The organism is Corynebacterium callunae (assembly GCF_046592015.1).
Classification (GTDB): domain Bacteria; phylum Actinomycetota; class Actinomycetes; order Mycobacteriales; family Mycobacteriaceae; genus Corynebacterium; species Corynebacterium callunae_A.
Genome location: NZ_JAWVOB010000001.1, coordinates 33,470 through 47,462 on the forward strand (window position 1 = coordinate 33,470; position 13,993 = coordinate 47,462).

Below are 13,993 nucleotides of genomic sequence, written 5' to 3' on the forward strand. Positions count from 1 at the left end.
AAGGAAATCGCACCATGAAAAAAGCCTTCATTTTTGCCCCTATGTTAGCCACTGGACTGGTGTTGAGCGCATGTAGAAGCGAGCCCGCAGCTGCGCCTCTGGCTGCAGAACCCCTGCATGAGCAGCTACTTAACGCTGAAGAATCAGGTATTGAGAATGTCATCACCGCCAATGACACCTCCTTAACCGGTGAGGCAGTTCCCCTGGCAGTGGTAAATGATGCCGGCAAATTTGAGGGCGCGTGTGGGGAAGCACTTCAGGCCGCCGAGGAAGCAGAGCTTCCCACCGTCGCTTCTGCTGCGCGCACCTACGATGTGGGGGAGGGCACGGTCTCCATTGCGCTGATTTCCAACCCGGAGGACAACGAGGTATCCGTTGTAGACCTTTATTCCGAGATCGCAAACTCTTGCACCGAGCCGCTCAATGATGTAGATACCGGCGCGGAATACACCATTAGCAGCCTAAAAAATCCTTCAGAAGATGCCACCGGCTTTAACTATGACATCTCTGTAACCCCAGGCAATGAAGCTACCACCGTGATGATGCTGCAAAAGATCGGCAACCATCACGTCATTGTTGCTGGCCTAGATACCGACGAGGCAACCACCAAGACGCTTTTCGACGCCCAGGTGGCAAAACTTACCACCGCCCTAGAGGGGGCTTAACCTGAGCGCGCTGCGGTGCTGGTTAGCACCGCCCTTAAATAGGAAAAAGAGCTTAATTTTCCAAATGTTTCTAAAGTGTTATCAGTCTTAAAAATTGCTGTCAGCTGGGTATTTTTGCAGCGTAGCAATGGTTATTGTGAAGGCTATAAAGCGCGCTAGCGTTTTGGCATTGCCTCTTCAACCTATAGGGTAATACTTTCTTGTCTTCTAAAATCGCTTGCCGCTGAGTGCAATTGCTCGCGACGATCCTGTGGAAAATGTGCTGGCACCTGCACCAAAGATGCCCCTTTTTCCATTCAGTGTCAGCGTTTAATGACAGCGTGCTGATGCGCCGCCCCGACCTCCACAACAGAGTTTGTAAAGGCCCGAAGATTCGCAGGCGCATCGCCGACTAAAGAGCGTCTTTGCTGCATAAAGACGTATGTAACTGAACATGGAAGGAGTTGTGAGTGAGCGAGAAAAAAGATGAAAACACTCAAACGCTCCGAGAATCTATTAAGCGCGATGAACTAGGCGGCAGCCAAAGATCATCCAAAACCGAGGAAAAGCGGGAAAACCGACCGCCGGTATCCCGCGATGAACTTTCCAAAGGTGCTCAGGTTTTTGGCGAAGCCAAAGTTAACTGGGTAGTTCTTTCCATCAGCGCTGCAATTATTCTCGCCTTTTCCATGTGGGCAATGTTTGCCCCGGACCATGCTTTTGGCACCATGGAATCCATTGTTGGATTTATTGGTGAAAGTCTGGGCTGGTACTACGTTCTTACCGTCTTTATTGTGATCTGCTTTGTGCTGTGGGTGGCGCTGTCACGCATGGGCAAAAGCCGCCTCGGGCCCGATCATTCCCGTCCGCATTACAGCCTCTTCACCTGGGTTTCCATGCTTTTTGCCGCAGGTGTAGGCATTGACATGCTCTTTTACTCCGTAACCGGACCGATTACCCAATATGCCACCCCACCGGATGCAGTTCCCGAATCTGTTGAAGCTGCTCGCGGCGCCGTGGTGTGGACCATGTTCCACTATGGCATCGGCGGCTGGGCCATGTACTCACTATTGGGCATGGCCATGGGCTATTTTGCTTACCGCTGGGGCATGCCACTTTCTATTCGAGCTGCCCTTTATCCACTGCTGGGCAAGCGTGTTAAAGGCCGTGCTGGAGATGCCATTGACATCATCACCCTGGTAGGCACCGTTATGGGTGTGGCTACCTCCATGGGCATTGGGGTGGTCTTGCTCTCTGTAGGATTCTCCAAGCTCTTTGGCTTTGAAGACGGCCTGGCATTACAAATCTCCCTGGTTATTGTGGCCGTGGTTATTACCATCGCTGCCTGTACTTCTGGCGTGGATAAGGGCATTCGCCTAATTTCAGAGCTGAATCTGCGGAGTGCAGGTGCCATGACCCTCTACATCATTGTCACTGGCCACACCTCATTTTTGCTCAATGGCATGGTGGAAAACTTCGGCCGCTTCATCAACACGCTGTCGCAGCGCTCACTACAGACCATCGTCTATGAAGAGGGCGGATCTGATTGGATGGCCGGTTGGACCCTATTCTTCTGGGCGTTTTGGCTGGCCTGGGGTCCTTTTTTAGGTGTCTTCCTAGCTAGTATTTCCCGCGGCCGTACCTTGAGAGAGTTTGTCATTGCAGCCATTACAGCGCCTGTGATCTGCGATTTCCTTATCGTCACCACCTTCGGCAACTCCGCAATGTTTGAGGTCCTCAACGGCAACGATGCTTTTGCACAGCTAGCCATGGAATCACCAGAACAAGGCTGGTACACCTTGCTGGAGATGTTTCCTGGAGCAACCTTCCTCATTGGTTTGGCCACTATTTCCGGCCTGCTCTTCTACCTCGCTTCGGCAAACTCCGGCGCCATGGTGATGGCTAATTTCTCCTCCTCCATTCCAGACCCCAGCCAGGATGGCGCCAAGTGGCTGCGCATTTTCTGGGCGGTGGGGACCGCAATTTTGACCATCGCCATGCTGCTCGCAGGTGGTGTGACCACCATGGAATACGCCACTTTGATCTTTGCACTGCCGGTTACCATCATCGCCTATTTGGTGATGGCCTCCTTCCTCAAGGTGCTGCGCATGGAGCGTGCGGAGATGGAAGGCCGCCACTTGCACAATAGTTATGTGGCAAGTGACGGCGGCAATGCTCCAGAGAATACCTGGCGCCAGCGTTTGGCCAGCTTGCGCTCCTATCCAAGTAAGCAGCAGGTGGAGAAGTTTGTGGGCTCAACTGTGGAGCCCGCTTTGCAGGATGTGCACAAGGAATTTGCACGCCTGGGTTATTCCACGGAGCTGATTAGTGATGTGGATCCGCATTCCGGCATCCCGACCCACGCGCTATTGGTCAATATTGAAAACCAGCCCCGCTTCTAATACTTCGTCTCCCCGGTATCCACCCCGATTCCGTCCTTCGGTGGCCGCCGCGCGCAGACCGAGGAAAATTACTACCGCCTGGAGGTTTTTAACCTCACCGGCTCTGAGGGCTACGACCTCATGGGCTTGAGCAAGCAGCAGATTATCGACGACGTCATCGACCGCTACGAAACCCACATCGCGTTCCTCACGGTCACCTTCAACGCGGATAATCCTTCGGTGCTTACTCCGCCCACTCCACCTGTCGCCGAGCCCGCCCTCGAGGAGGGCGGGGATCCGGAAAAGCATTAAAAACCTGCTTTTCGACGAACCCCCGTTGCTTTATTTAGGGCGCGGGGCGCCACCGCCTTAACTCCGTATGAGCCTCATAAGCTTGCGGAGAAGGGCAGGTCAGCAATTCAATAGTGCTGCCCCATGGTGCGCGAGCATAAAGATATTGATTTCCAGGGCCAGCATCAGCACCTGGAAGATCAACAGGTTGGCTCAATAAAGTTCCACCAGCTTTTTCGAATTGCTGAGCAGCAGCTGCAATATCGTCCACATAAATACAAATGTGTTGGATACCAAAGTCATTGGGGGTGACGGGACGGCGCTGCTCAGTATTGGAATAGGTGAAAAGCTCAATATTTGGACCTTTACCCAATCGCATCATTCTGATGGCCTCAATCTGAGCTCCCGATGGAATGCCCAATCCACTTTCTACGGCTGGTCCAGCAAGTGGTTCAGTGAGCATGTCATAAAGTACAACTGCGTCAAAAGCTTCTTCAAAAAAGCGGGTGGCCTTGTCCATATTAGGAACAGTCAGACCCACATGTTCAACTCCGCGAATAGCCATTTTTAAATCTCCGATGCAGTCCAGTAGCCGGATTGAGTTGCCTCAAACATGCGGCCGCCACGGAATCGAGTTCCGATGGTACGAATATTGTCCAGGTTGACGGCGTCTTCCAGGGTTTGATCAGCCACCCGATCCTGAGCCCATACAATCACGCCGCCGCTAGGAGCTGCCTGATTCGTCTTAATCTCCACTCCAGCTGGGTTCAGCAACTGCAGCAAACGGTCCCTTTGCATGTCATTGGTATCTAGACCAACATTGTCCGCAGGGGAGCTCAAAGTCACGGCAATTCCTTGCTCTGCCAGCCACAATGCGCTAAACATTGCTACCTCAGTTTCACCAAACACCGTAACTGCATCAGCGTCTGGCTTCTCACCGGAAATGAGCATGGTGACAGCATCAATGGTGCCTTCTGGACGCTCGCCGGCGTTGGTACCAGTTGCCAAAAGCACCTCATCAAATGCAGCTAGATCAAGGTCTGTGGCATCCGTGTTCAACTGCACTTCGACATTGAGTCGTTCAAGTTCTACGCGGTAGAAATTGATCATGTGCTCAATTTCCATACGTAAATAGCTGGCAGCTGCCCACGCCCGCATTTGGCCACCGATGGAATTCTCGCGTTCCACCAGAGTTACCTCATGGCCGCGTTCAGCTGCCTTCATGGCTGCCTCACATCCGGATGGGCCCGCGCCTACAATAAGAACCTTTTTCTTCTTATCTGCAGTATGTAGCGCCTGCTGGGAGCGCTGTTCCTGGGATAGTGCGGGGTTAATCACGCATTGGGTACGCTGGCCATTAAACATCCAGCGGGAGATGCACTCATTGACGGCAATACAACGACGCACATGGGCATGCTCGCCACGGCGGGTCTTGTTGATACCCTCAGCATCGGCAAGTTGGGCGCGTCCCAGGGCGACAAAATCAAAGTCGCCATTGCCTACGGCCTCATCCATTTCCTGGAGCAGCCAGGTCAAACGGCCAACTGCAATAATCGGAACATTGACCACTTGTTTGACGGCCTTGGCATAGTGCACCAAGTTTCCGGGTGGGTACATGGGCAGCAATGTATCCGCAGTGTCATAGTTACCAGCGGAAACGTCGATGGCATCAACTAATGGTTCCAGCATTTTGGCAAAGGCCAAACCATCTTCAAGTGGGAGTCCGCCTTCATATGGCTCCTCCACACTCATGCGGTACATCACTGGATAATCAGGGCCAACGATATCGCGAATACCCTGGACTACCGCCAAGGCAAAACGAGCACGGTTTTCCAAAGAGCCGCCCCATTCATCGGTGCGCTTATTGGTCTTGGGGGAGAGGAACTGGCCCAGCAAATAACCATGGGCTCCATGCAGTTCCACGGCGTCAAAGCCGGACTCCTTGGCGCGCCGGGCACCTTGGACATAGAAATCAATTAGTCCCGGGATTTCATCTGCTTCGATGGTGCGAGGCTCGGTACCAAAAGCACTGGTAATACCACCAGTTGGTGCTAGTGGAGGAACATTTCCTTCAGTATTGGACTTGGAATTTTGGCGACCAGTGTGATGCAGTTGAACTGCGATCTTGGCACCTTCATTATGGACGGCTTCAGTGAGTGCCATTAGTCCCGAACGGAAGCGGTCTTCGTCGATACGCATAGGGTGACCGACGGTGCGGCCGAGCTGCCAGTCCACGGAGGTGTTCTCGGTGATGATGAGGCCTGCGCCCCCGCGGGCGCGGGCGCGGTGATATTCCAGGAGGCGATCGCTGATATCGCCGTAAGTGCCGGCGAATTGAGTGAAGATGGGGGATTGCACCATACGGTTGCGCAGTTTCATGGTGCCGATTTGGCCTGGCTGGAAGAGGTTGCTGTAGCTAGGCTCGAGGGTCAGCGGTTCTTTGGACACTTGAAAACTCCTTAGGGTGTAGTGACTTAACTCACCTTTACTCTAGGTTTGTGATGTTTTAAGGGCTGTCCAATGTGTGCATGGAAATGTTCCAGATGTGCAAAGAATTTATTGAGGCTGCAATACGCGGAGATCTTTGGGGGAATGGCCAAAAAATCCACGAAAAGACCTGCTAAAGGCCGATGGTGTGCTGAATCCGCAGAGCATCGCAATCTCTGTAATGAGCATGTCGGGACGCGAGGTTAAGAGTTCTTGCGCCTTTTCTAAGCGCCTTCTTTGGAGAAATTGTCTGCAGGTTTCCCCGGAACCCTCAAAAAGTGAATGCAGGTAGCGGGTGGAAAAGTTGGTGCCTGCGGCAATCATGTCGGTATCTAGTTCGGGATTGCTTAGTTCTTGTTCAATAAAGGATCTGAACTCCATTAAACGGATTGCGCGTGTGTCTAAAACCAATTCGGTAGAGCTTCCAAGTGCTGCGGCCAGGAGGTCGGTGGCGGTTTTTCCCACCAGCGTTTCAGCGGTGTCATCCAAGTCTTCTGTGGTCATAGCGGTTTTAATCCAGGAGCTAAGCAGCTTTAGGGAACCGTTTGAGATAAGAGGCTTGCCGACGATTGCATCCAAATGGGGCAACGCCTTTTTGGCAAGATCGCGGGGGAGGAAGAAGGTGGATTTGTTTAATGCTCCTTCGGTGTAACACTCCGCCGGCAAGACGCCATCCCAAATAATGGCAGAGCCTGCATTAATGATTGATTTATTGCCTTTTTGGGTGAAAATCTCACGCCCATTATGAACCAGGAGAACCGCGAGGAATTCGCCATTGGTCCGTCTAATTTCCTTTGGACCCCGCTGTCCGGACATTCCACCTAGGGCAGTGGCTACGGCCCAGAATTCGCCAAATCTCTTTGTTGAATGCTGGAGGGCGGCTTTTTTGCTTACTTCAAGGTTCCAGGGGAGGTGGGTGTCGGCAAATTTATTGACCATCTCATCATTGGGCAAGGGGCTATGCATGATGGGCCGCCACGGGCTGGAAGTGGCATCTCATTCCAAAAGTGTAGTACAGGACACAAAAGTAATGTCATGTGATGCGTTTTGATTTTGGATTTAAGGAGGTAAGCGCAAAAAGCTCCAACCATTTTTATGGTTGGAGCTTTTATATTGTGCGCCATCAGGGAATCGAACCCCGAACCCACTGATTAAGAGTCAGTTGCTCTACCAATTGAGCTAATGGCGCATTGTTGTCTGGCAAGTTAATTTACTCTTCAAGACATTCAAGAAGCAACCCGCAGCCCAATTGCTCGGGCTACGGGATGTACTTACTTGGTGCGCCATCAGGGAATCGAACCCCGAACCCACTGATTAAGAGTCAGTTGCTCTACCAATTGAGCTAATGGCGCATTGTTGTCTATTTTGAGGTGATAACCTCGCTTGCAACGAAGAAAAATATAACAGCAATATGGAAACAAAGTAAAATCAGCAGGTAAAAGCCCTAATTTTCATTGTCATAGAAAATTGCTGAAGTGGATAAACCGAGACCTCCCCGAATTTTAAAACAGATTCGCCTGTGGTGGGAGGATTCTAGAAAATTCCTGTTTTGACTCCTTTGAAAATTCCTCAAATAGCTGTGGGCAAACTTACAAATTCCGGAGGATTTTGACGGTGCTTAGAATCGGCGATGTAAGGCGTAAAGTAGTTCTGCACAAGGTTTAAAAGGCAATGTTTATGCAGGTCATTTGATATGTTTCGATTTTAGGCCACTTATTGGTGTCGATCTCCTAACGATTTGATTACTACTGGCATGTTGCCCTTTTAAAAAGTGTTGAACCTTGTAGCGTTTGACTTTGAATTAATGCCATTGCAGCCACGGCTCCCTAAAAGAGCGGGAAACTGCAGTGGCGAGTGTTTTATTTTGCAGTTTGTGCAGTTTTGCCAGGAGGGCGAAGTAGTTGCGGGTTTTAGCTAATAAGCGCAAGGTAGTTGTTGGATCAATGCTTGCGATGCTCACTGTGGGAGCGCTTGCGCTCTCCGGCTGCACGATTGAAAGAGATATTGAAGCTCAAGAGGCAGGTACTCAAGCAGTAGCCGCCAAGAAAGAACTTTCCGCGCCTGTCGTTTCTGTTGATGATGAAGCTGAAGAGGTTAATCCCGCTGAGCCGGTCATTGTTAAGTCCATGGGCGATGGCCTCGCTGAGGTCACCATGACCAATGAAGAAGGCTATGAGGTGGAATCTGAGCTTTCTGCTGATGGTCGTACTTGGACCACCGCTGAAACCTTGGGATATAACCGCACCTACACAATCGAGGCCACGGATAAGAATGGTGAATCCTCCACCACCGTGTTTAGCACTATCAGCCCTACCTCTACTACCTCAGTAGCACTTTCCCCTTTGGCTGATTCCGTTGTTGGCGTTGGTCAAACCATCGGATTCCGTTTTGGTTCTCCAGTAGGGGATCGTCAAGCAGCTCAAGATGCCATCACCATCACCACCTCTCCTGCGGTGGAAGGCGCCTTCTATTGGCTTAATGATTATGAGGTGCGTTGGCGTCCCGCGGAATATTGGCAGCCAGGTACTGAAGTAACCGTAGAAGCCAATATTTATGGCCAAAAACTTGGCGACGGCCTCTGGGGTGAAACTGATAATGCCACCAACTTCACCATCGGTGACCGCGTGGAGGCGGTGGCAGATGACAACACCAAAACCATGAGCGTGTACAAGAATGGCGAGCTCCTGCGCACCATGCCTGTTTCCTTTGGGCGTGATACTGCAGAGTGGGCTACTCCAAATGGCACCTACATTATTGGCGACCGTAATGAATCCATGATTATGGATTCCACCACCTTCGGCCTTGGATATGAAGAAGGTGGATACCGCACCTCGGTGAAGTACGCCACCCAGATGTCCTACTCCGGAATTTATGTGCACGCCGCCCCATGGTCGGTAGGTTCGCAGGGTGTGTCCAATGTTTCCCATGGCTGCATCAACGTCTCCACTGAAAATGCACAGTGGTTCCAAGAGACAGTGAAGCGCGGCGATATTGTCACCGTGAAAAATACTGTTGGCTCCACCTTGAGCGGTACCGATGGCCTGGGTGACTGGAATATTCCTTGGTCAACCTGGAGTGCAGGAAATGCGGACGAAAGCTAAAATTAATTTCCCCAACAATAGCAATATTGCCTGCATTAATCCTCTGAACTAGACTGACAATTTGTTTTTAAACCGGCGGACATTTTCACCTTCACGGCATCAAGGTGAGGGGTAAATGTCGGCCGGTTGTCCGTGTTTATAGCTGTAGATTGTTAATTGACCAGGCCAAGGGGATAACTAGATGCCACCGTTGAGGCAGACCAAGGAGTGGGTGGACCGTTTCGGTTTTTCCCACCAGGAGCTGCAGCCAACTGTGTCTTTTTCTAATGCTCCTCGCCATGCTCGCTTTATCGATTCCATGGAATTGGCCTGGCAAAACGCGGTTCAAGAAGGTGGCGAACACTCCGCCCGCCTCTGCGGCGATATGGCAGTAAGCGCGCTGGCTAAGCCCAATCCACTGATCGCGGACGATCCTGAAGGCAACCCCGATATGTGCCTTTATACCTGGGTTGTGGAATGCCCCGGCGCCACCGCGGTGCTTTTGTGGGTTAATGGAGTTTTTGATGAAACCCGCATTGAAGATTCTGAAATGCACCGCCTCGAGGGCTCTGACCTGTGGATTCTAAGCCTGCGCATGCCTTCCGATTGGCGTGCCAGCTACACCATTAGCACCTGGGAATCCCATGAGGTGCCACCGTGGCGCCACAGCAGCGACCGCTTTGAGATTATGCAGGCGATTAAAGCCGGTGCGCATATGGATTCTCGCGCCTCGGGCGCGGTCATGAATTCCTCCCTCGTGGAAGGCCCTGATGCCTTGCCCAACTGCTGGGGTGTGGCGTCGACAAGCGTCAAAGTTGTGGAAGAAACCGTCGCCGGCGAGCATTTTTGGTTTTATCAGGCGCCGGTTAAAGCTCCGCTGCTGATTCTTTTTGACGGTCAGCATTGGCATGAAAATATGAATCTAGCTGCGCATATTGATGCAGCGATTGCCATTGGGCTGTTGCCGCCGGTGAGCGTTTTGATGCTGGACTCCGTGGACATGCAGCGCCGCTGGGAGACTCTGGGCGTGCCTGGTGGCCAGGTTGATACGCTTCTCGACGCGCTCCTGCCGCACGTCCGCGCCACCTATAACGTCTCAACTCGTGGCGAAGAGACGATTGTTTCTGGTGCTAGCTTCGGCGGTTTGGCTGCGTTGTGGGCACTTGCATTGGCAGATGGCGAAGTTGGTCATGCCATCGCACAATCGCCTAGTTTATGGCGTTTTAATATTGCCGATGCCCTGTCCACGGCGGAAAATTGGAGCTCCATTCATCTGCAAACGGGCAAATATGAGGGCGATATGCTGCGCCTTTCCCATCAGCTTGCCGAGGATCTTTCTGGCGATATCCGTGAAGTCCGCGTGCGCGGAGTTCACGGTGGCCACGATTGGGCCTGGTGGCGGATTCATATGCTGACCGAACTCACCAGGCTGCTGAAATCTTTTTAAAGCCTTTAAAGCTCCGGAACTTTAGTCCTCGAGATAAGGAGCAAAGCGTTCAGTGGCTGCTTGCGCATCCGCGGCACAATCCTCAGTGGTAGGACCTGGCGCTGCCACAAAAAATGAGCGACGGTAGTAGTCCAGCTCGCGGATTGATTCCACAATATCGGCCAGTGCGCGGTGGGCGAGGCCCTTTTCCGGCTGCTTGTAGTACACGCGAGGGTACCAACGGCGGGCGAGTTCCTTGACCGAAGAAACATCAACCATGCGGTAGTGCAGCGCGGCGTCCAAGCGGGGCATTTGCTCGCGGATGAAGGAACGGTCCGTGGCAATGGAATTTCCGGCCAGTGGTGCTGGGTGTGCAGGATCGCAGTGCTCAGCGATCAGCGCCAGCACGGCGTCTTCTGCTTCTTTAAGGGAAACTGTGGAATTGCGGATTTCCTCGGTGAGTCCAGAAGATTCGTGCATATTGGTCACAAAATCATCCATTTGCGCCAGCTCTTCTTCGGTGGCGTGAACAACCAGGTCCACGCCTTCACCGATGATATTGAGGTTGGCATCGGTGACTAGCGCTGCAACTTCCACAATGACGTGTTTTTGCAGATCCAGGCCGGTCATCTCCAGGTCAATCCAGACCAGGCGATCATCGCGTGCTGCAACGGGAGGGGTAGTTGTATCAATTTCGGTCATGGTTAACCCATCTTCTTATAAACCCAGCCCATAACAGGGGAGAGCACAGCGGTTGGAGCAATAGAGGAAATAGTGTTCATGGCTTTGCCCAGCGGACCGGGAACAATGCGGCGACGGTTCTTGGAGAGTGCCTGCAAGGTTTCCGCGGAACAAGATTCATAGGTGGTCCACAGGAAGTCTGGCACCACACGATCCACAATGGACATATCTTCAGCTGGAACTACAGCCTCACGTACTGGGCCTGGGGCCAGCAGGGTGCAGGAAACGCCAGTACCACGCAGCTCATAGTGCAGCGCCTCAGTAAAGGCATTGACACCAGCCTTGGTAAGCACATAGGTGGCATTGTTTGGAATTGGCACATTGCCGGCTGCGGAACCAACATTGCAAATAGCGCCATTACGACGCTCCAACATGCCTCCGAGCACGGCATGAGTGAGCTCAAAAACTGCGGTGGCATTGAGCTCAAATTGCTTGGTTTCATAACCCCAGTCCTGGTCCTTAAATGGCCCAAAACTAGCGATACCAGCAGAGTTAATGATGATATTGATCTCGCGTTCGGAGATCTCCGCAATGAGTTCCGCGCGGGCATCGCGATCTGCCAGGTCAATGGCGCGGACCTCAACGATGACACCGTGCTTGTTTTCCAAGTCGGCGGCAATCTCCTTGAGGATTTCTTCGCGGCGGGCCACCAAAATGAGGTTGTGGCCAAAGCGGGCGAGGTCACGGGCAATGGCTAGGCCAATACCTTGGCTGGCGCCGGTGACCAGTGCGCGGGCATTTGGGCTCGGAATGGGTAACGCCATGTCAGGCTCCTTCGTGCTTAATATTCGGTGCTGATTAAATGGCAAAAAACTATCGCGATTAATGGTACGTCATGGGGTGGACACGTGATTGTCCAGCCATCCCAGGCCTGAGATGGTGTCCGCCTTGGGGTTGTATTCTGCGCCTACATAGCCTTGGTAACCAGCCACATCCAAAGCCTTAAAAATAAGAGCTTCATTAACCTCGCCGGTGCCGGGCTCATTGCGGGCGGGCACTCCTGCTACCTGCACGTGCCCCAGTAATCCAGCTGTGGTGACTTTTTCTAATTGATGGATGAGGTCACCGTGGATTTGCTGCAGGTGGAAAATATCAAAAAGGATCTTCACATTGGGGTGATCAATCGCAGCCACCAGTTTTAGAGCTTGATCCAGGTCATTCAAGAAGTACCCAGGAATGGAGTAGCCATTAATGGGCTCAATAACGGCTAGTACGTTGAGCCGTTCCAATTTAGTCGCAGCCCAGCTGATATTGGCAATATAGCGCTGCGAGGCCTCCGCAGTGTGCTCTACAAGTCCGGAAAGAATATGCATCTTCTCTGGACGCAACACCTCGGCATATTCCAAGGCGGGCTGCATAAGCTTTTTAAACACCGGTAGTTCTACATTTGCAGCATAGCCAAATTGATCTCCCACTGGAGCGTTAAAAAGCGTTAGGGGCAGACCTGCAGCATCAAGAGCCGCCTTGATCTCATTGATGTCCTCGTCATAGGGGTACATCAATTCCACAGCGCTAAAAGGAAATTCAGCTGCTTTGGCAAAGCGATCAGTGAACTCAAACTCTTTAAAAAGCAGCGATAAATTGGCGGCGAACTTAGACATTTTGCTCCTTCAAATCAGCTACACCCTAGTTTTGATCTTTGTGTTTGAAAGTCTAATAAGACCGTGATAAACGGGGTTGATTTTCCTACCCCTTTAGTGGGTCTAAGCTGGTCAGATAAGAAGTTTTTCAGAGGATATGAATGGGGTAAAAGTGGGTTTATGAATTGATGCCACCGCAGGTGTAGCTGGGGACATGCTAATGGGCGCACTCATTGATGTCGGGGCCGATCTCAACGAAATTCAGCAGGTGGTCGAGGCCGTAATCCCAGGTGATGTGCGCTTGGAAACTGCAGAGGTTGTCCGTCAAGGCCAACGTGGCATCAAATTAGACGTTCATGCTGTGCATGAACACCATTCCTACCGCCATTGGAGCACTATTAAAGAGGTGCTGGGCGCAGCCGAAATTCCGGCGCAAACCAAAGCAGATGCCCTGGCAGTTTTTGAACTAATCGCCCTAGCTGAGGGGAAGGTACACGGTATCGATCCGGAAAAAATTCACTTCCACGAGGTCGGCGCCTGGGATTCCATTGCCGATATCGTCGGCGTGTGCGAGGCCATCCGCCAACTAAATCCCGGAGGCATTTCCGCCAGCCCCATTGCCCTTGGATTTGGACGCATCAAGGCAGCTCATGGTGATATTCCAGTCCCAGTTCCGGCAGTTGCCGAGCTCATTAAGGGCTGGCCCGCGCAATCTGGTGCCATCGGTGATTCCCTCGATCCCGTCGGCGAGCTGGCCCCACCCACCGGCGTGGCGCTGATCAGGCATTTTGCCACCACCGCGCAGACAGTCCCCAGCGGCATTATGCGCGCCATCGGCATCGGCGCCGGCACCAAAGACGTGGTCGGCCGCCCCAATGTGGTGCGTGCTGTGCTTTTCGACGACACCCTCGCGTCACAACCCAATGCTGATACCGGTGAGTTGGTGCTGTTGGAGGCCAATGTGGATGATCTTGATCCCCGCCTCTGGCCAGGAGTCTTGGATAGTTTGCTCGCAGCTTGTGCGCGCGATGCGTGGTTAAGCCCCATCATTATGAAGAAGGGACGCCCAGCCCACACGCTTCATGTACTGACAGCTGCAGGGGACGTCGAAAAGCGAAAGGGCATTATTTTTGCTGGCACCAGCACCTTTGGCATTCGCTCCTGGAAGGTGGAACATGAAGGTTTAGACCGCCATTTTGAGGATGTGGAGATCGAAGGCCACACCATCAAGATCAAGGTGGGATCTCGGGGTGGGGAAGTGCTCACCCGCCAGCCGGAGTTTGCAGATATTAAAGCAACAGCTGCTGCTCTGGCCTGGACTGAGGCGCAGGTACTTGCCCGGGTCCAGCAGTAGCTTTAGCTG

At 52.4% G+C, this 13,993-nt stretch carries 10 protein-coding genes, 2 tRNA genes and 1 pseudogene; 5 read left to right on the forward strand and 8 right to left on the reverse strand.

Going from position 1 to position 13,993, the window contains the following annotated elements; genetic code table 11:
* The first annotated feature begins 14 nt into the window (after window positions 1–14).
* A complete protein-coding gene (locus tag SFC07_RS00170) occupies window positions 15–665 on the forward strand; it encodes a hypothetical protein (RefSeq protein ID WP_411206223.1) in 651 nt (216 codons plus the stop codon).
* 449 nt (window positions 666–1,114) lie between these two features.
* Window positions 1,115–3,337, forward strand: a pseudogene (betT, locus tag SFC07_RS00175) (choline BCCT transporter BetT).
* A gap of 34 nt (window positions 3,338–3,371) precedes the next feature.
* Here betT and SFC07_RS00180 read toward each other — a convergent pair.
* The 5 genes from SFC07_RS00180 to SFC07_RS00200 all read right to left on the reverse strand — a co-directional run bounded on the left by SFC07_RS00180 (window position 3,372) and on the right by SFC07_RS00200 (window position 7,155).
* Entirely contained in the window at window positions 3,372–3,881 is a 510-nt protein-coding gene (locus SFC07_RS00180; protein WP_411206224.1) for a VOC family protein, read from the reverse strand.
* Between the two features lie 2 nt (window positions 3,882–3,883).
* Window positions 3,884–5,764, reverse strand: coding sequence for an FAD-dependent oxidoreductase (locus SFC07_RS00185; protein WP_411206225.1), 1,881 nt, complete (start codon window positions 5,762–5,764; stop codon window positions 3,884–3,886).
* 108 nt (window positions 5,765–5,872) lie between these two features.
* Window positions 5,873–6,769 carry a helix-turn-helix domain-containing protein gene (locus SFC07_RS00190; RefSeq protein ID WP_411206226.1) on the reverse strand — a complete coding sequence of 299 codons (897 nt, stop codon included), beginning with the start codon at window positions 6,767–6,769 and terminating at the stop codon, window positions 5,873–5,875.
* 150 nt (window positions 6,770–6,919) lie between these two features.
* A tRNA-Lys gene (locus SFC07_RS00195) sits at window positions 6,920–6,992 on the reverse strand.
* 87 nt (window positions 6,993–7,079) lie between these two features.
* A tRNA-Lys gene (locus tag SFC07_RS00200) sits at window positions 7,080–7,155 on the reverse strand.
* Between the two features lie 600 nt (window positions 7,156–7,755).
* Between SFC07_RS00200 and SFC07_RS00205 the strand changes: the two genes are divergently transcribed.
* Window positions 7,756–8,904: a L,D-transpeptidase gene (locus SFC07_RS00205; RefSeq protein WP_411206742.1), complete on the forward strand. Its 1,149-nt coding sequence runs from the start codon at window positions 7,756–7,758 to the stop codon at window positions 8,902–8,904.
* Between the two features lie 181 nt (window positions 8,905–9,085).
* A complete protein-coding gene (locus SFC07_RS00210) occupies window positions 9,086–10,330 on the forward strand; it encodes an alpha/beta hydrolase-fold protein (RefSeq protein ID WP_411206227.1) in 1,245 nt (414 codons plus the stop codon).
* Between the two features lie 21 nt (window positions 10,331–10,351).
* Here the strand turns inward: SFC07_RS00210 and orn are convergent, their stop codons facing one another.
* From orn to SFC07_RS00225, 3 genes are all read right to left on the reverse strand, one after another.
* Window positions 10,352–11,011, reverse strand: a complete 660-nt coding sequence (gene orn / locus SFC07_RS00215; protein WP_411206228.1) for an oligoribonuclease — start codon at window positions 11,009–11,011, stop codon at window positions 10,352–10,354.
* Window positions 11,012–11,013: 2 nt separating this feature from the next.
* The gene (gene cmrA / locus SFC07_RS00220; protein ID WP_411206229.1) at window positions 11,014–11,814 is read right to left on the reverse strand and encodes a mycolate reductase; all 801 of its coding nucleotides are present in this window, start codon (window positions 11,812–11,814) and stop codon (window positions 11,014–11,016) included.
* A gap of 69 nt (window positions 11,815–11,883) precedes the next feature.
* The gene (locus SFC07_RS00225; RefSeq protein ID WP_411206230.1) at window positions 11,884–12,651 is read right to left on the reverse strand and encodes a hydroxypyruvate isomerase family protein; all 768 of its coding nucleotides are present in this window, start codon (window positions 12,649–12,651) and stop codon (window positions 11,884–11,886) included.
* A gap of 163 nt (window positions 12,652–12,814) precedes the next feature.
* Here SFC07_RS00225 and larC point away from each other — a divergent pair, with 163 nt between their 5' ends.
* On the forward strand, window positions 12,815–13,984 hold the full coding sequence (larC, locus tag SFC07_RS00230; RefSeq protein WP_411206743.1) for a nickel pincer cofactor biosynthesis protein LarC: 1,170 nt from the start codon (window positions 12,815–12,817) through the stop codon (window positions 13,982–13,984).
* Window positions 13,985–13,993 lie beyond the last annotated feature (9 nt).

Excerpts from the sequence above, each read along its gene's own strand:
- SFC07_RS00190 (WP_411206226.1), bottom strand. The coding sequence starts at position 6,769 with ATGCATAGCCCCTTGCCCAATGATGAGATGGTCAATAAATTTGCCGAC.
- SFC07_RS00170 (WP_411206223.1), top strand. The coding sequence starts at position 15 with ATGAAAAAAGCCTTCATTTTTGCCCCTATGTTAGCCACTGGACTGGTG.
- orn (WP_411206228.1), bottom strand. The coding sequence starts at position 11,011 with ATGACCGAAATTGATACAACTACCCCTCCCGTTGCAGCACGCGATGAT.
- SFC07_RS00205 (WP_411206742.1), top strand. The coding sequence starts at position 7,756 with ATGCTCACTGTGGGAGCGCTTGCGCTCTCCGGCTGCACGATTGAAAGA.
- SFC07_RS00210 (WP_411206227.1), top strand. The coding sequence starts at position 9,086 with ATGCCACCGTTGAGGCAGACCAAGGAGTGGGTGGACCGTTTCGGTTTT.
- SFC07_RS00180 (WP_411206224.1), bottom strand. The coding sequence starts at position 3,881 with ATGGCTATTCGCGGAGTTGAACATGTGGGTCTGACTGTTCCTAATATG.
- cmrA (WP_411206229.1), bottom strand. The coding sequence starts at position 11,814 with ATGGCGTTACCCATTCCGAGCCCAAATGCCCGCGCACTGGTCACCGGC.
- SFC07_RS00225 (WP_411206230.1), bottom strand. The coding sequence starts at position 12,651 with ATGTCTAAGTTCGCCGCCAATTTATCGCTGCTTTTTAAAGAGTTTGAG.